The following is a 17482-nucleotide window of genomic DNA, read 5'->3' on the forward strand; positions in this document are numbered from 1 at the left end:
GTCAACCCTCAGGACGGACCATTGTGTGAGTTGAGACACAAAATTTACCTATCGGCCTCGCGGCGCTGTTGCACCGAATGCCCTGTTCAGGCGGACAAAAAACGCCGCCCCGGTGTGACCGGGACGGCGTCTGCGAAGTAGTGGATTAAAGCGCGGCCCTCTGCAGGGAGCGGGCGGCATCGATGGTTGCCTGGCCCAGGACCCGCCTGCCCTGGTAAAGGACCACCGTTTGCCCCGGCGCCACACCCCGAAGAGGGTTCGTCAGCCGGACTACCAACTGGCCGGAGGCAGCACCATCTGCGCCCAGCTCCATATAGGCAGTGGCCGGCACCGGGTCGCCGTGGGCCCGCACCTGGGCGTAGCAGTCGAATTCCGCTCCGGTTTCCACCGCGGCGATGGGCAGGCCCGCCCACGACACCTTGATGGCCCGGATTTCGTCGATGGCCAGGAGCGCCTCCGGACCCACGACCACCTTGTTTTCCTTGGGCCGGATCTCGAGCACGAAACGCGGTTTTCCGTCAGCGGCCGGTGTGCCGAGCTTCAGGCCGCGGCGCTGGCCCACAGTGAAGGCGTTGGCGCCGGGATGCTCCCCCACCTTGGCGCCTGTCTCGTCCACGATGTCGCCAGTTGACATGTCGATCTTTTCCGCCAGCCAGCCGGCTGTATCACCATCAGGAATGAAGCAGATGTCATGGCTGTCCGGCTTGTTGGCCACCGAAAGTCCCCGGCGCTCGGCCTCCGCCCGGACTTCAGCCTTGGACGGCGTATCGGCAAGCGGAAACATTGAGTGCTTGAGCTGCTCGTGGGTGAGGACGCCGAGGACGTAACTCTGGTCCTTGGCCCAATCCGCGGCGCGGTGCAGCTCACGGTTCCCATCGGCATCTTCGATCACCTTGGCATAGTGCCCCGTGCAGACTGCGTCGAAGCCCAGGGCAATGGCCTTTTCCAGCAGCGCCGCGAACTTGATCCGCTCGTTGCAGCGCATGCAGGGATTGGGCGTGCGGCCGGCGGCGTATTCGTCAATAAAGTCCTGGACGACGTCTTCCTTGAAGCGCTCGGAGAAGTCCCACACGTAGTACGGGATGCCGAGGACATCGCAGGCGCGCCAGGCGTCGCGGGAATCTTCGATGGTGCAGCAGCCGCGGCTGCCGGTACGCAGTGTGCCGGGCATCCGGGACAGCGCCAGGTGGACACCGACGACGTCGTGTCCCGCTTCCACGGCGCGGGCGGCGGCAACGGCGGAGTCGACTCCGCCGCTCATGGCTGCTAGAACTCGCATGCTGGCTTTCTGTCGGGGGAAGGCTTCGGCCCATGGCCGGGAACGTTGCGGACCGGCCAGGCAGGCGCCCGGAAACGATCCTCGCCTATCTATTCTACGGCCTTATGCAAAGATCCCGGGCGCCAGACCCGTCAGCGGCTGCCCAGTCCCTGCCGGGCAATGGTGCCGGCAGTCTGGATCGAAGACTCATGCCCTGCCATTCCCGCCTGCCGGGCACGTGAATAAGCGTCAGGAAGGGCAGCCAGCAAGGCATCGACGTCGGCATCCGTGGACGCATGGCCCAGCGTGAAACGCTGGGCTCCCCGCGCTGTTTCCTCGTCCAGTCCCATGGCCAACAACACGTGTGAGGGGCGCGGCACGCCGGCTGTGCAAGCCGAGCCGGTGGATGATTCCACCCCGGCCAGGTCCAGGAGGAAGAGAAGCGAGTCACCTTCGCAGCCGGGAAATGTGAAATGCGCATTGCCGGGGAGCCGCCCGCTCCCAGGGGCGCCGCGGAGGACGGCCTCCGGGACCCGCTCGTGCACACCCTCGATCAGGCGGTCGCGAAGGGCAGTGATCCGCGCTGCTTCTGTGGGCAGCGAGGAAGCGGCAGTCTCCGCGGCCGCGGCGAAGGCAGCTATGGAGGCCGTGTCCAACGTGCCGGAGCGGACGTCCCGTTCCTGACCACCGCCGTGCTGAACGGGCGTCAGCTTGACCGCGCGCCCGAGCAGGAGGGCACCCACCCCTACCGGTCCGCCGATCTTGTGCCCGGAGACGGACATGGCATCCAGACCGGACGCCTTGAAATCCACGGGAAGCGAACCAAACGCCTGCACGGCGTCCGAATGCATCGGAACTCCGGCGGCATGGGCGAGTTCCACGATACGGTGAACCGGCTGGATGGTGCCCACCTCATTATTGGCCCACATCACGGTAACCAGCGCGATGGTGCCGGGATCATTCGAGAGCTCAGCCTCAAGGAACTGCAGGTCCACCACGCCGTCACCGTCAACCGGCAGCCACGTCACGTCGGCGCCCTCGTGCCGCTCCAACCACTCCACCGTGTCAAGCACCGCGTGATGTTCGACGGCGGAACACAGGATGCGCCGCCGCGCGGGGTTTTCTGCCACACGGGCCCAATAGAGCCCCTTGACGGCCAGGTTGTCAGATTCGGTGCCACCGGACGTGAAGATCACCTCTGACGGATGGGCACCGGCGGCAGCGGCTACGGCCTCGCGGGCATCCTCCACCGCCCGCCGTGCCCTGCGGCCGGAACCATGCAGCGAGGATGGGTTTCCGGTGCGCGCAAGCTCACGCGTCAGGGCAGCCAAAGCCTCAGCCGAAAGCGGGGTGGTGGCAGCATGATCGAGGTAGACGGGCACCCTGCAATTCTAGCCCGCCAGCCCCTGCCCGTCCTGGGGCGGAAACGCTGCAACCCGTCGCCTTAGTTAGACGGCGGCAGCACCGGCAAATAGCTGGCCACATCAGCGCGCGCGGCGGAAAGGGAAGCCGCATCCGGGCAGGAAATGGAGACATAGACGGACGAGCCGGCGGTGCTGAACAACCGGGCCAGGACAACTGTTGCCCTCCCGCCGGGCGGAACTGCCTGCTCCAGGGCCAGGACCTCCACCCGGCGCGGCGGCACGTCCGGGGCCGCTCCCCAACGCAGGGTATCCGTCTTCAGGTAGCCCGGCAGGATTGTCGGATCAAGGTACTCAAACAGGGCAACTGTGGATTCCCGGTCGTCGCCGCGTGCCAGCGCCCCCTGGTTGCTGCGGATTCTGGCAGCCACCAGGCAGCCGTCCGCCTTCAGGTACTGGCTCTCCCCCGCCACACTGGTTTTGACCGGTCTCCAGCCCGGCGCATCCTTCAACCCGTCTGACATGCCTATGGGAACGCCGCGGGCCAGGGTCCAGCCTGCGGCCAAGGGAAGATCGCGGGCAGCTACAGCGTCCGCGTCATGGCCAGGTGTGATGGTGGGAGTAGCCAGGACAGGAGTGCTTTCAACGGCTTCCGGAACTGCCGGATCACGGACATCAACGCTGCATCCGCTCATGAAGACTGCGGCGGCGCCGGCTGCCAGCACCGCCCCTTGCCACCCACCACCGGCCGGCCGTACCGTCGTCGGCATTCCCATCCCCCCGCTGTATCAATCCGCTGCCCCTCGGGCCGCGCAAGCACGAGTCTAGACTGCAGCCCCGCGGGAACCCGCGTGACCAGGGCACTCGTTGTCTGGACAGGGCCGGCGGCCGTGCTGGCTAGACTGGGCTGGCCGGGCTCCCCCGCGGGCCCGCCAACAAAGAAAAGGATGAGTGCTTGACCGAGAGCAGCAGCTCCCACTACCAGGTCCTTCGGGTGGCCATCACCGCCACCGAGAAGGAAATCAAGGTGGCCTACCGCCGTGCTGCCCGCACCGCCCATCCGGACCACGGGGGTGACGCTGCGGCCTTCCGGAGGGTAACAGCGGCTTACGAAACCCTCATCGATCCCCAGCGCCGAAAAGCATACGACCGTTCCTATGCCGCAGGCAGTGTCAGGGACAGTTCCGCCGACAATGAACCGCACTTCGATGCTCCTCCTGCAGGCAGCCGGGCGTCCGCCACCGTCCACCGGCCCGGCAGCGCCAGGAGCACGGCCGGGGATCCGCCCATCTACGTGCCGCCGTTCACCCCAGGCGAGGTTCCGCTTATTCCGCCTGCACAGGCCAGCCAGCAGGTTCACGGGATGCCCCGCAAACGCGGCATCTTCGGAGCTGAAGCAAGGATCCAAAGGGAGATGCGCACAGTCCAGCTCCTGACCCGCCAGGTGTTGCCCCCCATTCCGGCAGCCCGGCTCATCAACGGCCTTCAGTCGCCGGCAGATAACAGCCACATTGACCACGCCGTACTTTCCGGGTACCGGCTGGCACTCATCAATTCCATGCTCCTTCCCAAAGGCGCGTACGCCTGGGACGGAAGGACCCTCAACCATGGCGCGCGCAGCATCGCCCCGCCACAGCTGGCCCACCTGGTGCGGGCAATGCAGGACATCTTTCCGGAACTGAACGTCACAGGCTGGACAGTGGTTCTCAGTCCCAGCGGAAACCTGCACGAGCCGGTCATCGACCAGCACCGGCGTTCTGCGGGTGCACTCGAGTCGGTCCAGATTGTCAACGGTGCAGGGATGGTGCGTGGAGTCAAGGAGTTCCTGGCCTCCGGTCCGGCGCCCAATACCGTGAATGTGCCCGTGCTGGCCAGGCTGTTGCGCGGCATGCACTGACTGCGGTCGGTAGGATGGGAACGTGTTCCGCATCCTCTTCCACGCCCCTGAAATCCCCGGCAATACGGGCAACGCCATCCGGCTTGCTGCTATTACCGGGGCTGAACTGCATCTCGTGGAACCCCTGGGTTTCGACTTCTCAGACGCCAAGCTGCGCCGGGCCGGACTCGATTACCATGACCTCGCCGTCGTCACCGTGCACAAAAACATCGACGACGCCTGGCAGCACCTGCAGCCCGAACGCGTCTACGCGTTCACCTCGGATGGGACGGCCAGCTACACGGACATCGCATACCAGCCGGGGGACGTCCTGATGTTCGGGCGGGAGTCCGTGGGCCTGCCGGAGGAACTCAAAACGGACTCCCATGTCACTGCCACAGTGCGGTTGCCCATGCTGCCCGCCCTGCGTTCCCTGAACCTCGCAAACGCGGCGTCCATTGCAGTGTATGAGGCGTGGCGGCAGCAAGGTTTTGCCGGCGCCCGGACCTGAGCCCCCCTGGGCGGCCAAAATGAACTCCCGGCAGCGCCCATCCACCCGCACAGCAGCCCCGAATCACTTCTGAGAACATTCCTCGGGGATCAAGGAGCGGCAAGGTGACACTTCTGGAGGCAGGGTCCAGGATCAGCCACCGCAACCGCAGCGGCACTGCTGAAGATTCACCGCCGGGAGACTTATGCTTGGAGGTAATGGAAACTCCCAACGCGCCGAATTATGAGGCTGCAGCCGCAGTAACCGATTCGCCGACTGACCTCACCCAACGCCTTTCCAACCTCTTGGGAGGCATAGCCCGCGGTGACCAAGCGGCTTTTGCGGAGTTCTACCAACTCACCTCACGCAGGGTGTTCGGCATGGCCCGCCGGGTGCTGATCGATCCTGAGCTTAGCGAGGACACCACCCAGGAAGTCTTCCTGCAGGTGTGGCAGAACGCGGCAAAGTTTGATCCCCAGGCCGGCAGCCCGCTCTCCTGGCTGATGACCATTTCGCACCGGCGTGCTGTGGATAAGGTCAGGTCCTCGCAGTCCTCAACGGACCGCGAGGCGAAATACGGCGCCAGCACGCAGGACATCGATCACGACAGCGTTTCCGATGAAGTGGGCAGCAGGCTGGAAGCCGAAGCAGTAGCCCGCTGCCTTGGAACCTTGACGGAAACGCAACAGGAGTCAGTACGCCTGGCATATTACGGCGGTCTCACATACCGGGAGGTCGCAGAACGGCTGAACGCAGCAGTACCTACCATCAAGTCCCGCATCCGCGATGGACTGATCCGATTGAAGACCTGTCTGGGGGTGAGTTGAGATGACAGACATGAACCATGGACCCAGCGGCCGTTCCGGCTCCTTCGGCGACACTGTTGCCGTGGACCTCGCCTCCGGCCGGGCTGTTGACCTGGCAGAGCTGTATGCCCTGGACGCCGTGACGGACCACGAACGCCAGGCCATCGAGGATTACATCTCGACCGCCCCGGAAGCGGAACGGCTCGCCTTCCAGGCACGGGTCCGCCAGGCGCGCGAGACGCTCGCCCGGACTTTCCGGGTTGAAGAGGAGCCTCCCGCCGATCTGTTCAAGCGCATTGTTGCCCAGTTGCCGCCCAAGGAAGGTCCGAACCAGGACAGCCGGCCCGAGGCCGGCGCTCCCGTTCCCCCTGCTGGCCCGGATGCCAGTCCTGAGGCCGGCGATGAGCTTGCCAAAGCGCGGCAGCGCAGGAAAGAACGGCGCCGGCCCGGTGCCCGCCGCTGGCTTGCCGGAGTGGCAGCAGCAGCAGCCATCGCGCTCGGCGGCGTCGGTGTGGGGTCCTACCTCGCGGACCAGAATGACCCACTGAACCAGGTGGTCCGCGCGGCAGACCTTCGTGAGGCATCCGTGGAGGTCTCCGGGGGCGGCACCGCCACCCTGCTCATCTCCTCGTCCGAGGACGCCGCCGTGGTGAAAATGAACGGCGTCCCGGCACCGCCCGAGGGCAAGGTCTACCAGATGTGGCTGATTCCCAAGGACGGTTCGGCCCCCGTCTCGCAGGGGCTGATGGATGAGGAAGCACTGTCCAAACCCGCAGTAGTGGAGGGTATCTCCTCTGCCGCAGCCCTCGGTATTACCGTCGAACCAGTCGGCGGCTCCGAGTCCCCCACGCTCCCCACCGTTGCGGCCGCACCACTCGGTGCCTGACAGTCAATAAAGTGAACGCCCCGTTTCCGGTAAGGAAACGGGGCGTTCACTTTGGTGGGACCAGACGCTAAAAGCCCGCAATGGTGCCGGGGCCGTTGACCGCAACAACATGGAACGCTTCCGCGCTGCGGCCCTCCGGAAGGCCTGCCCGCACGGCATTCGTGCACATCCCGTGGCGGACAGTTGCCTCCATGGCCTCCACGTCGGGGTGCTGGCTGACGTGGACGTGGATCGCCTTCAGCTTGGCGTCGACGTGGTCCGTGACATCCACAAAGTGGTTCTCCCTGTCCTCGGGCCCGGCGTAAAGCCACAGCCACGGCAGTTTGTAGGCTTCCAGCCCGGCCTCGGCGAGTTCCGGGTAGGCGAACGGATTTTCCACTGCAGGATAGACGGCCCGGGTTACTGCCTCACCCACGGCAAGATGGTCCGGGTGGCTCTTTTGGATCCTTCGCCAGTTCCGTTCCGGATGCATGGACAGTACGACGTCGGGACGGATTTGGCGGATCAACCTCACCACGCCCTTCATCACCTCGTGCGAGGGTTCGAGGTAGCCGTCCCGTTCATGCAGGTAATGGATGTCGGTGACACCCACCAGCTCCGCTGCGCGGCGCTGTTCGGAGTCCCGCAGGGCGATGATGTCCGCCCGGTGGGCCGGGTCGAAGCCGCCGGCGTCACCGTCGGTCATGATGCAGTAGCTGACCTCGACCCCCGCCGCCGTCCACGCTGCGATGGTGCCGGCGGCCCCAAAGTCGATGTCGTCCGGGTGGGCCGCAAAACAGAGCACCCGCCCAATCCGGTTCGTGGCCGGGTTGAACGGGCTCTGTGCCTGCGTGTTGGAGGCAGTCAAAGAATCAGCCTTTTCGCTTCTTGATCTCTGCTGTGGCCTGCGGCAGCACATCGAAGACGTCCCCGATGATGCCGAAATCGGCAATCTCGAAGACCGGCGACTCGGCGTCCTTGTTCACGGCAACGATGACCTTGGAGGTCTGCATGCCTGCCTTCTGCTGGATGGCTCCGGAGATGCCCGCGGAGATGTACAGCTGCGGCGACACGGTCTTGCCGGTCTGACCCACCTGGGCATCGTGGCTGATCCAGCCGGCGTCAGTGGCTGCGCGTGAGGCTCCCACGGCTGCACCCAGGGCATCCGCGAGCTCCTCGACAGGCCCAAAATCGCCGTCCAGGCCGCGTCCGCCGGCCACCACGATCCGGGCGTCCGTGAGGTCGGGCCGGCCGCTGGCCACTTTCTGTTCGCGGGCGGTGATGCGCGCTGCTGCTGCCGTGCTGCCGGCGGGAACCTCCACTGTAACGGTCTCAGGCGTGGATGGAACGGGAGCGGGCTCGGCAGCGACGTTGTTGGCCTTCAGGGTTACAACAGAAACGGGAGTCTTGGCCCGGCAGGCAGTGTTGTAGGAGCCGGCGAGGACGGACTTGTGCGCGGTTCCGTCTGCGTCCACGGCCACCACATCAGTGATGACCCCTGCGTTCAGCCGGATTCCCACTCGTGCGGCGATCTCCTTGCCCTCAGGCGAGTTGTCCAGGAGGACAATGCCGGCGCCGGTGGTTTCCGCGGCGGCCGCGACGTAGGCAGCCTTGGGGGCGACCAGGAAATCGTCGAGATCCTGGGCCGAGGGGCGCACTACGGTGTTGACACCGTATTCGGCAAAGGCGGCAGCGACGCCGTCGGAAAGTTCGCCGTTGAGGGCAACAGCGCCCTCCCCCAGTGAACGAGCCAGGGTCAGCAGCTCAAGGTAGCTCTTCTTGACTGCAGCGCCGGGGTTGTCGATGAATACAAGTACTTTTGCCATGTCTGTGATCCCTCTTAGAGCAGCTTCTGGGCGGCCAGGAAGTCAACCAGCTTGATGCCGGCATCGCCTTCGTCGGTGATGATGGTACCGGCGGTCCGCGGCGGGCGTTCCTCTGCATTGGTAACGGCGGTCCAGGAACCTGCGAATCCCACCTGTGCGGGTTCAACCCCGATGTCGGCAAGGGACAACGTGGTGATGCTCTTGCGCTTGGCCGCGATGATGCCCTTGAAGTTGGGGTACCGGGGCTCGTTGATCTGGTCGGTCACGGAGACGACGGCTGGCAGCGGGGCTTCCACCGTTTCGGAGGACGTATCCGCATCGCGCCGGGCTGTGAGCCGGCCGCCGCTTACCTCCAGCGAAGAGGCAAAGGTGACCTGCGGCAGATCAAGCCGTTCCGCCAGCTGGGCCGGAACCAGGGATGTTTCGCCGTCGGTGGAGGCCATCCCGGTGATAACCAGGTCCACCGTTGAGGACTGGCCCAGGTACCGAACGGCTGCCGCCAGCGCGAGGGACGTGGCCGCCGCATCGGAACCGGAGAGTGCATCGTCCGTGAGGTGGACGCCCTCGGTGGCCCCGATCTGCAGCGCTTTCTTGATGGCGTTGACTGCCCCGGACGGGCCCATGCTCAGGGCGATGACCTGGTTGCCGGCTTTGCTGCCCCCGCGCGCCTCGGCCAGCTGCAGTGCCGCCTCGAGCGCATATTCATCGAGCTCGGACAGGATGCTTTCATCGCGGTCCGTCGTGTACCCCTCCCCGTTGAGGTGACGGTCGAACTGGGCGTCCGGTACATGCTTGACCAGGACGATGATCTTCAATGTATCTTCCACTGTAGTGACAGCAGCCTTCCATGCTTGTGGACAGCCAGCCGGGTGAGGTCATGGCCGCGGAATGCCCGGCATGCGGGTTGCTCCTAGCTAACCATATAGGCGCACCCCTGCGCCCTGTTCCGTTAACGCCTGTGTCAGCGCTGCCTGGGCCTGTCCGCTTCGTGCTTCCAACGACGACGGCGGCGTCCCCTCCATGGTGGGGACGCCGCCGTCGTCGCATTCTCTTGTTCAGCTCGGGCCGGTGCTAGCCGGCGGCAGCGCCGAGGGTGACATCGAGAGTTTGCTCCGAGCCGTTGCGCAGGACGGTGATCTTGACGGTGGCACCGGCGGATTGCTCCCGGACCGCTGCCGTCAACTGTTCCGGCTCGCCAATGGCAAGATCGTTGAATTTCGTGATTACGTCGCCCACTTTGATCCCTGCCTTGGCGGCAGCCGAGCCGGGTTCAACAGTGGCCACATCTGCCCCCACCGAGAAGCCGGTAGCGGCACCGGAAGCAGCCTTCTTCTTTACGCTGACGCCCAACTGGCCGTGCGAAGCCTTGCCGGTGTCGATGATTTCCTGGGCCACGCGCTTGGCATGGTTTATGGGGATACTGAAGCCCACACCGATGTTGCCGGTCGAGGAGGACAGTGCACCGGATCCGGCCGATGCGATGGCCACGTTGACGCCGATGATCTCGCCTCTGCTGTTCACCAGGGCGCCGCCGGAGTTGCCTGGGTTGATGGCAGCGTCCGTCTGGATGACGTTGATGGAGATCTCACCCTGTTCGGCCGGTGGCTGGCCCTGGCCGCCGTTTGGAGGTGCGAACTGGAAGCCGCCCTCGTCATCGCGCTCGGCGTTGTCTCCCTCTTCCGGGGCGGCGGCCGAGGCGACGCTGATGGTCCGGTTGAGCGTTGAGACGATACCGTCAGTCACAGTGCCGGTCAGGCCCAGGGGTGAACCGATGGCGATAACCGTGTCCCCCACGTTGAGCTTCCCGGAGTTGCCCAGGGTGGCAGGTGTCAGACCTGAGGCATTGTCCACCTTTATGACGGCAAGGTCGGACAACGGGTCCGTTCCTACCAGTTTCGCCGTGAGCACCCTGCCATCGCTGGTTCGAACCTCGAGGGCTGCGTTTGCCGTCTCGCCATCCAGCGTGACGACGTGCGTGTTGGTAAGGATGTGGCCCTGGTCGTCCAGGATGATTCCTGAACCTGTCCCACCGGCGCTTCCGCTCGAAGCGCCGATGGTCACCACACTGGGTGATGCCTTCAGGGCGGCTGCCGTTATCGCATTCACATCATCCTGGTTATTAACGATGACGGTTCCGGGCTGGCTGTTGCTGCCGGTGCTGGCCGTGGACCCCGTGTTACCGAACAACTCGGCAGACCCGACAGTGGCCACGCTGCCTCCCACCAGGCCGGCGGCAAGGATGCTGGCTACCAGGGTTCCGACGCCGAAGCTGGCCTTTCGCCGCGGCGCATCCTTGGGATTCGGGGCGAGACCCACCGCTCCTTCCTGGAAAGCGTGCCCATGATTGGCCTGCTGGCCATTGTGCTGGTAGCCCTGGGGACCGTACTGGGGGTACTGCTGCGTATTCTGGCTGCCCTGTCCGTAGTATCCGGACTGACCGTGGAACGGCTGGTGGCGGGGGTAGACCGGCCGGGGGCCCCCGGGAAGTTCCTGGGTGGCGTTGTCCCGTTGCGGCTGGTCCAGCCTTTCCGTGGGGTCCTGCTGTGGTCCCGGCGCGCCGTTGTCGCTGTCTCCCGGGTTCCGGGGTCCCAGGTCATGATCCGCCGCTTCTTCCGCATGCCGAGCCTCCGCGGTATGCTCCTCCGGCTGGGCGGAGTGCTGCCAGGGGTTCCGGCGGCCCGGGCGGTTGTCCTCCGGGCCCTGTCCTGGAGTTTGGTTCTCAGTCATGGGACTTCCTTTCATACTCTTCTGCATTAACTATGAACCGGTTGGCTGGAACAAGCTCGGATGTTTGCTGAGAGCTTCCTGATGGTCCTCCTGCTGCTCGCGGCCCTGCCCCCGGCCGTTTCGCTGGTGGCATATTCAGGCCGATGGACTGACTGTGGGGTGCACCATAGAATCAAGATGAATTGCCACAGCGACCTGCGGCTTCACACCTAGCGTGGGGGCGCTGCTGGATTCTGAGACGACTGATTCGTCCCGAATCGGTGTCAGGCGTGCTGAAGGGTTGCACATGCGGTCAAAGTTCAAGCGTATACTCGCCGTGATCGGCCTTAGCGGTCTGCTGGCGTTGCCCGCCGGCGCGGCCTGGGCCGAGCCGCCGGTGAACATTCCCTCGGGAACCAACATTGTTGACAAGGCCGAGGTCCTTGGGGGTCGGACTGGTGAAGTCCAGGAAGCAATTCAGAAACTTCTGAAGGACCACAAGTACAACCTCTACGTGGTCACTGTGGACTCCTTTACCGACCCAGCCGATCCCGCAGCCTGGGCACAGGCCGTAGCGACGAACAAGAGCATGGGTCGGTCCGACGCCATCCTGGCGATAGCCGAAGAGGGCAAATTCAGCTTCGTCCTGAATTCGGCCAGTCCCATCAAGTCCAAGCAGGGGGCCATCAGCCAAAACGCCGTCACGGCCAACCTGGCTGGCGGTAGCCCAGACTTCGCCCAGGCAGCCATTGACACCGCCGCCGCCATCGGCGATGCGGCTGGCGGTGGCAGCGGGACGGTACCCTCTGACAACGGTGCAGGCGCTGCCGTCCTCGTCGGTACAGGCGTCGTAGCAGCAGGTGGCGCAGGCGCCTACCTGTACTTCCGGAACAAGCGCAAAAAAGCCGCCAGCCAGGCGTCCACCGGCAGTTACGGACCGCAGGGCGCCGAACTGGACCCGCTGGCGTCGCTGAGCGTCGAGGAACTGCGACGGAAGAGCGGCTCTTTGCTGATCGAAGCTGACGATGCCATCAAGTCCAGCGAGCAGGAACTGATGTTCGCCCAGGCACAATACGGTGATTCCGCCGTCGGCAACTTCACCAAGGCCCTCGAAGAAGCCAAGGGCCACATGACGGAATCGTTCAAGCTGCAGCAGCAGCTGGACGACCACATCCCAGACACCGAAGAGCAACAGCGCACGTGGCTGGGCGAGATCATCCGCCGTTCGGAAGCCGCGCTGGCGTCCCTGCAGGAACAGAAAGCGGACTTCGACTCCCTGCGCGAGCTTGAGAAGAACGCCCCGCAGGCACTTGCAACCGTCAATGCAGGAGCCCGGGAGGCCGACACAAAAATTGCCAGCGCCGAGCAATCCCTCAGCACCCTGCGCTCAAAGTATGCGGAGAGCGCCCTGGTACAGGTTTCGGACAACATCATGCAGGCCAAGGAACGCCTGGCGTTTGTCCAGAATGCCTCTGCCACCGCCCAGCAGAAACTTGGTGAGGGCGAAGGCAGCCTGGCCGCTGTAGCCGTCCGAGCAGCGGAGGAAAGCCTGCACCAGACCAACGTCCTCCTTGGCGCCATCGCCAAGGTCTCGTCCAACCTGGATGAGGCCCGGAACAGCCTTGAGGCGGCAGTGGTGGACACTTCCCAGGACCTCGCCCAGGCAAGGGCCATGATCCAGTCCGGTGCCCATCCCGAACTGGCTGGTCCGGTGGCAGCAGTGGAAGCAGCCCTGGGACAGGTCAAAGCGGAAATCCAGGGCGGCAAGATCGATCCGATCGCCACCCTGCAGCGCGTGGAGACCGCCCACCAGTCTCTCGACCAGGCACTGACCGGCATCAGGGACCAGCAGGAGCAGGCCCGCCGTGCCCAGGCATCACTCCAGCAGACCATCATGTCCGCCCAGGCCCAGATCAGTGCAACCTCCGACTACATCACGGCGCGGCGCGGTGGCGTAGGCACCGAGGCGCGGACGCGGCTTGCGGAGTCACAACGCAACCTGGACTACGCGCTCTCCATCGCACGGACCGATCCCGTCACCGCCCTGACTTACGCGCAGCAGGCGCATGCGCTGGCGGCGCAGGCAGCCCAGCTCGCCCAGGCCGACGTGGACCACTTCGACGGCTACGCCAACCAGGGCTACGGTAGGGGCGGCATGTTCGGCGGCGGCGGAGGCGGCGGCCTCGGCGGCGCAATCCTGGGCGGCATCCTGATCAATTCGATCCTCAACGGAGGCGGCGGAGGCGGCTGGGGTGGAGGCCACAGCGACGGCGGCGGCTGGGGCGGCGGCGACTTCGGCGGTGGCGATTTTGGCGGCGGAGACTTCGGCGGCGGCGACTCTGGAAGTTTCTGACACCTACAGGTTATGCACTTGACGGGGTTCCCGGCGGGCGGATAGACGCAGTACACCACTGTTCACGGATTTCAGTGGTCACGATAGAGCAGGACGAAAGGTAACACCATGGTTAAGCAGTCCATTTTCGGCCGTGTCGCACAGCTGGCAAAGGCGAACATCAACTCCTTGCTGGATAACGCTGAGGATCCGCAGAAGATGCTGGACCAGATGGTCCGCGACTACACCAACAACATTGCTGAGGCGGAGTCAGCCGTCGCTCAGACCATCGGTAACCTCCGTATGCTCGAGGACGACTACAACGAGGATGTTAAGAACTCGCGCGATTGGGGAAACAAGGCCCTGGCCGCGTCGCGCAAGGCCGATGAATACCGTGCCAGTGGCAACGTGGCTGATGCTGAGAAGTTCGACAACCTCGCCAAGGTGGCCCTGCAGCGGCAGATGGCCGCTGAGAATGAGGCCAAAGGCGCGGAGCCGAGCATCGCTTCGCAGCGGGAAGTGGTGGAGAAGCTGAAGACCGGCCTGGACCAGATGAAGGGCAAGCTCAACCAGCTGACCAGCAAGCGCAACGAACTGGTGGCCCGGTCCAAGACAGCAGCTGCACAGTCGCAGGTGCACGACGCCATTAAGAGCATCGACATCATGGACCCGACCAGCGAAGTGGGCCGCTTCGAAGAGAAGATCCGCCGCGAAGAGGCCAAGGTCCGCGGGCAGCAGGAACTCGCCTCGTCGAGCCTTGACGCTCAGTTCAACCAGCTCGAGGACCTCGGTGAGCAGGTGGAGATCGAGGCACGCCTGGCGGCCCTGAAGTCGGGTGGCTCCTCAAAGCCTGCCATCGGCGCCGCCGGCTCAGCCGGCTCCGACGAGTCCACCGTGACCGAAATCGATTACGACAAGCTCTGATAATGGGGCAGGGAGCTTCCTCCCAGTAACAGGTAAGAAAGGCCGGGGCCGCTGCCCCGGCCTTTCTTGTACGCGCGTGTGTAGCGTGGTGGCATGCCTTCCTCCGCCGCAACTTCCCTCGTCTGGCTGCGTGATGACCTCCGCCTGGACGATAATCCTGCGCTGACCGAGGCTGCAGGACTTGGTCTCCCCATGGCGGTCGTCTACATTCTTGACGAGGAGTCCGAGGGGCTCCGTCCGCTGGGAGGCGCCGCGAGGTGGTGGCTGCATCATTCACTGTCGGCCTTGTCGGCATCCCTCGAAGCAAAGGGCTCCCGCCTTGTCCTGCGGCGCGGGGCCGCGGAAGACGTCGTCGCGGAACTGGTGTCTGAAACCGGCGCCCAACACCTTTTGTGGAACAGGCGCTACGGCCTGCCGGAGCGCACGGTCGACGCCGCCATCAAGGCCTGGGCCGGTGATAACGGCCTTGGGGCGTCGAGCTACCACGCAAACCTGCTGTTTGAACCGTGGACCGTCCGCACTGGCGCCGGTGGGCCCTACAAGGTCTTCACACCGTTCTGGCGTGCCTGCCTGGCCGGCCGTGAAGTCCGCGATCCCCTGGATCCTCCCCGGAGCCTGCCTTCGCCCGCTTCCCCGCGAGGCAGCCAGCCACGAAGCGACACCCTGGAGAGCTGGCACTTGCTGCCCTCCTCCCCCGACTGGAGCGGCGGGCTTGCCTCCACCTGGATGCCAGGCGAGGACGGGGCCCGGCACCGGCTTGAGGAGTTCCTTGCGGGACCGGCCGGGAACTATGGAACAGGACGGAACCTGCCGGCGGTTGAGGGTACCAGCCGCCTCTCGCCGCACCTGCGCTTCGGCGAGATGAGTGCCTTCCGGGTCTGGCGGGAAATCCGCCGGCGGTTCCCGGAAAAGGTACCTGCCGACGTCGGAATCTTCCGTTCTGAACTCGGCTGGCGGGAGTTTTGCTGGCACCTGCTCTACGCGAACCCGGATCTGGCCAGCCGCAACTACCGGCGCGAATTCGACCGGTTCGAGTGGCAGCCCCCCGGCAAGGAAGAACTGCTCGCATGGCAGCAGGGCCGCACTGGCTATCCCCTGGTGGATGCGGGCATGCGCCAGCTGTGGCAGACCGGCTGGATGCACAATCGCGTCCGGATGGCGGCCGCCTCTTTCCTGGTCAAGAACCTGCTGGCCGACTGGCGCATCGGGGAACAATGGTTTTGGGATACCCTCGTGGACGCTGACGCCGCCAGCAACCCGGCCAACTGGCAGTGGGTTGCGGGTTCAGGCGCCGACGCTTCTCCCTACTACCGGATCTTCAACCCGGTGACGCAGAGCAGGAAATTCGACGCCACGGGAGCATATCTTCGCAGGTTTATCCCCGAGCTCGCAGGCCTTGACGGCAAGGCCATTCACGAGCCGTGGAAAACCGGAGTGCCGGCGTACCCGGAGCCACTCGTTGAATTGCCTGAATCCAGGGCGCGCGCCCTGGAGGCCTACCAGAAGCTCAAGGACGCCTGAGGAGCACTCCAGGCAGGGTCAGCGGCTGACCTTCCCCATGAGGGAGGCAATGGGCCGCAGGAAGAGCGGACGGGCGAGGAACCAGGCCGCCACCATGACTGCCACGGAGGCGAGGAAGATCCAGAAGCCGAACCAGCTGTCGTCGTCACGGACGCCATACATGTGGTTCAGGTTGCGCAGCGCCCCGGTGGCGAGCACCAGGAAGACATGCACCACGATGAAGGCCACGAAGTAGATCATCACCGGGAAGTGGACAGCACGTGCCCACTCGATGGGGAAAGCCTTGTTGAGGCCGGCCGCCTTCTTGGGCCAGGCCGATGACATCCGGAGACCGGTGATGAAGGCAAGCGGCGCAGCGATGAACACCGTGACGAAGTACGCGAGCAGCTGCAGCGCGTTGTAGTTGACCCAGCCGTTCTCCGTGGGCCAGTTGAGCGACGCGTACTGCAGGGCAGCAGAAAGGGCATTGGGGAACACATCCCAGCTGGTGGGTACGATGCGCATCCACTGTCCGGTAGCGAACAGCAGGACCGCGAACACCAGGCCGTTAAGGATCCACAGGGCGTCCAGCGTCAGGTGGAACCAGAGTTCCATGCTGATCTTTGTTGGCGGGTTCTTCGTTTTGATGAGGCCCTTGTTGTTTCGGGTCCAGTGCCCGCTGGGACGCGTCGTGGTGCGCACCTGCCAACCCGTGCGGATGATCAGCAGCAGGAGGAAGGCATTCAGGAAGTGCTGCCAGGCCAGCCAGGCCGGAAAGCCCACCGGGGCATTCTCCGGAAGCTCGGAATGGCCCGGGTAGTCCGCCACAAAAGAGGCCACAGCCGGAAGCCCCAAGAGCCACTTGGCAAGCAGCACCACCAGGACCAGCGCCGCGAGGACGGCCGGAACCCCCCAGTAGAGTCGGGACCGCTTACCCGTGGCGGTGCCGGGCTTCTTCGTGGGTGTGGACATCGAACAACATTCCTCTCGAGAATGAATGGCCAAGTGCTCACGACGTGTGAGGCTCTGCGAAAGAGAATACTAGGAACTACCCGCATCCAAGGAAAAAAGAAGACCCCGTCCGGCTGGTGTGCCGGTCGGGGTCTTCACATAGTTGCGGGGACAGGATTTGAACCTGTGACCTCTGGGTTATGAGCCCAGCGAGCTACCGAACTGCTCCACCCCGCGTCGCTGAACCAACACTACCCTATATCGGCGGCCGCTTTTACCAACCGGGCTTTAGTTCCCCCACCAAGACCATGAGCCACCTTAAGGCGGCCCTGGGAGGATCTGCTTAAACAGGAAAGTCCGGACACTGTTTCCAGTATCCGGACTTTCCGTCAGTTGCGGGGACAGGATTTGAACCTGTGACCTCTGGGTTATGAGCCCAGCGAGCTACCGAACTGCTCCACCCCGCGTCGCAAGAACTACTTTACCGGCCGGTGAACATACAGCCAAATCGAAACGGCGTGATCTCCGTTACGCAGGCCCGGCACCCGCCCCGGAAAGGGACAGGTGCCGGGCCGCCGTCATCGAAG

At 64.6% G+C, this 17482-nt stretch carries 15 protein-coding genes and 2 tRNA genes; 7 read left to right on the forward strand and 10 right to left on the reverse strand.

From position 1 onward, the window contains the following. Positions 1 to 145: 145 nt before the first annotated feature. The 3 genes from mnmA to NXY83_RS13330 form a co-directional block, all read right to left on the reverse strand. On the reverse strand, positions 146 to 1279 hold the full coding sequence (gene mnmA / locus NXY83_RS13320; RefSeq protein WP_258802688.1) for a tRNA 2-thiouridine(34) synthase MnmA: 1134 nt from the start codon (positions 1277 to 1279) through the stop codon (positions 146 to 148). Between the two features lie 131 nt (positions 1280 to 1410). Next, positions 1411 to 2640 (reverse strand): cysteine desulfurase family protein, encoded by a 1230-nt coding sequence (locus NXY83_RS13325; RefSeq protein WP_258802689.1) that lies wholly within the window; start codon positions 2638 to 2640, stop codon positions 1411 to 1413. Between the two features lie 62 nt (positions 2641 to 2702). Next, positions 2703 to 3389 (reverse strand): hypothetical protein, encoded by a 687-nt coding sequence (locus NXY83_RS13330; RefSeq protein WP_309484077.1) that lies wholly within the window; start codon positions 3387 to 3389, stop codon positions 2703 to 2705. A 185-nt stretch (positions 3390 to 3574) separates the two neighbouring features. On the opposite strand from NXY83_RS13330, the gene NXY83_RS13335 reads away from it, so the two are divergent. The 4 genes from NXY83_RS13335 (at position 3575) to NXY83_RS13350 (ending at position 6677) form a co-directional block, all read left to right on the forward strand. Continuing rightward, entirely contained in the window at positions 3575 to 4516 is a 942-nt protein-coding gene (locus NXY83_RS13335; protein ID WP_258802691.1) for a J domain-containing protein, read from the forward strand. Positions 4517 to 4538: 22 nt separating this feature from the next. Beyond that, entirely contained in the window at positions 4539 to 5006 is a 468-nt protein-coding gene (locus NXY83_RS13340) for a tRNA (cytidine(34)-2'-O)-methyltransferase (protein ID WP_258802692.1), read from the forward strand. 197 nt (positions 5007 to 5203) lie between these two features. Then, positions 5204 to 5812, forward strand: a complete 609-nt coding sequence (locus NXY83_RS13345) for a sigma-70 family RNA polymerase sigma factor (RefSeq protein ID WP_258802693.1) — start codon at positions 5204 to 5206, stop codon at positions 5810 to 5812. Position 5813: 1 nt separating this feature from the next. Continuing rightward, positions 5814 to 6677: an anti-sigma factor gene (locus NXY83_RS13350; RefSeq protein ID WP_397427226.1), complete on the forward strand. Its 864-nt coding sequence runs from the start codon at positions 5814 to 5816 to the stop codon at positions 6675 to 6677. Positions 6678 to 6744: 67 nt separating this feature from the next. On the opposite strand, the gene NXY83_RS13355 is transcribed toward NXY83_RS13350, so the two are convergent. From NXY83_RS13355 to NXY83_RS13370, 4 genes are all read right to left on the reverse strand, one after another. Continuing rightward, complete coding sequence (locus tag NXY83_RS13355) at positions 6745 to 7524, reverse strand: PIG-L deacetylase family protein (protein ID WP_258802694.1); 780 nt, start codon at positions 7522 to 7524, stop codon at positions 6745 to 6747. Positions 7525 to 7528: 4 nt separating this feature from the next. Continuing rightward, positions 7529 to 8482 carry an electron transfer flavoprotein subunit alpha/FixB family protein gene (locus NXY83_RS13360; protein WP_258802695.1) on the reverse strand — a complete coding sequence of 318 codons (954 nt, stop codon included), beginning with the start codon at positions 8480 to 8482 and terminating at the stop codon, positions 7529 to 7531. A 14-nt stretch (positions 8483 to 8496) separates the two neighbouring features. Next, positions 8497 to 9297, reverse strand: coding sequence for an electron transfer flavoprotein subunit beta/FixA family protein (locus NXY83_RS13365; protein WP_258806229.1), 801 nt, complete (start codon positions 9295 to 9297; stop codon positions 8497 to 8499). A gap of 256 nt (positions 9298 to 9553) precedes the next feature. Further along, positions 9554 to 11209 carry a S1C family serine protease gene (locus NXY83_RS13370; protein WP_258802696.1) on the reverse strand — a complete coding sequence of 552 codons (1656 nt, stop codon included), beginning with the start codon at positions 11207 to 11209 and terminating at the stop codon, positions 9554 to 9556. A gap of 286 nt (positions 11210 to 11495) precedes the next feature. Here NXY83_RS13370 and NXY83_RS13375 point away from each other — a divergent pair, with 286 nt between their 5' ends. From NXY83_RS13375 to NXY83_RS13385, 3 genes are all read left to right on the forward strand, one after another. Further along, positions 11496 to 13541 (forward strand): TPM domain-containing protein, encoded by a 2046-nt coding sequence (locus NXY83_RS13375; RefSeq protein ID WP_258802697.1) that lies wholly within the window; start codon positions 11496 to 11498, stop codon positions 13539 to 13541. 108 nt (positions 13542 to 13649) lie between these two features. Then, positions 13650 to 14444, forward strand: coding sequence for a PspA/IM30 family protein (locus NXY83_RS13380; RefSeq protein ID WP_258802698.1), 795 nt, complete (start codon positions 13650 to 13652; stop codon positions 14442 to 14444). 93 nt (positions 14445 to 14537) lie between these two features. Continuing rightward, positions 14538 to 15965, forward strand: coding sequence for a cryptochrome/photolyase family protein (locus tag NXY83_RS13385; protein WP_258802699.1), 1428 nt, complete (start codon positions 14538 to 14540; stop codon positions 15963 to 15965). Positions 15966 to 15983: 18 nt separating this feature from the next. Here the strand turns inward: NXY83_RS13385 and NXY83_RS13390 are convergent, their stop codons facing one another. From NXY83_RS13390 to NXY83_RS13400, 3 genes are all read right to left on the reverse strand, one after another. Further along, entirely contained in the window at positions 15984 to 16916 is a 933-nt protein-coding gene (locus tag NXY83_RS13390; RefSeq protein WP_258802700.1) for a cytochrome b/b6 domain-containing protein, read from the reverse strand. 142 nt (positions 16917 to 17058) lie between these two features. Next, positions 17059 to 17132: transfer RNA gene (locus NXY83_RS13395), tRNA-Met, on the reverse strand. A gap of 156 nt (positions 17133 to 17288) precedes the next feature. Next, a tRNA-Met gene (locus NXY83_RS13400) sits at positions 17289 to 17362 on the reverse strand. Between the last annotated feature and the right edge of the window lie 120 nt (positions 17363 to 17482).

Source organism: Pseudarthrobacter sp. NS4, assembly GCF_024758005.1.
Classification (GTDB): Bacteria; Actinomycetota; Actinomycetes; order Actinomycetales; family Micrococcaceae; genus Arthrobacter.

What these genes read in the sequence shown, in the direction of transcription:
- mnmA (WP_258802688.1), bottom strand. Translation starts at nt 1,279, where the DNA reads ATGCGAGTTCTAGCAGCCATGAGCGGCGGAGTCGACTCCGCCGTTGCC.
- NXY83_RS13330 (WP_309484077.1), bottom strand. Translation starts at nt 3,389, where the DNA reads ATGCCGACGACGGTACGGCCGGCCGGTGGTGGGTGGCAAGGGGCGGTG.
- NXY83_RS13345 (WP_258802693.1), top strand. Translation starts at nt 5,204, where the DNA reads ATGGAAACTCCCAACGCGCCGAATTATGAGGCTGCAGCCGCAGTAACC.
- NXY83_RS13350 (WP_397427226.1), top strand. Translation starts at nt 5,814, where the DNA reads ATGACAGACATGAACCATGGACCCAGCGGCCGTTCCGGCTCCTTCGGC.
- NXY83_RS13360 (WP_258802695.1), bottom strand. Translation starts at nt 8,482, where the DNA reads ATGGCAAAAGTACTTGTATTCATCGACAACCCCGGCGCTGCAGTCAAG.
- NXY83_RS13370 (WP_258802696.1), bottom strand. Translation starts at nt 11,209, where the DNA reads ATGACTGAGAACCAAACTCCAGGACAGGGCCCGGAGGACAACCGCCCG.
- NXY83_RS13375 (WP_258802697.1), top strand. Translation starts at nt 11,496, where the DNA reads ATGCGGTCAAAGTTCAAGCGTATACTCGCCGTGATCGGCCTTAGCGGT.
- NXY83_RS13380 (WP_258802698.1), top strand. Translation starts at nt 13,650, where the DNA reads ATGGTTAAGCAGTCCATTTTCGGCCGTGTCGCACAGCTGGCAAAGGCG.
- NXY83_RS13385 (WP_258802699.1), top strand. Translation starts at nt 14,538, where the DNA reads ATGCCTTCCTCCGCCGCAACTTCCCTCGTCTGGCTGCGTGATGACCTC.
- NXY83_RS13390 (WP_258802700.1), bottom strand. Translation starts at nt 16,916, where the DNA reads ATGTCCACACCCACGAAGAAGCCCGGCACCGCCACGGGTAAGCGGTCC.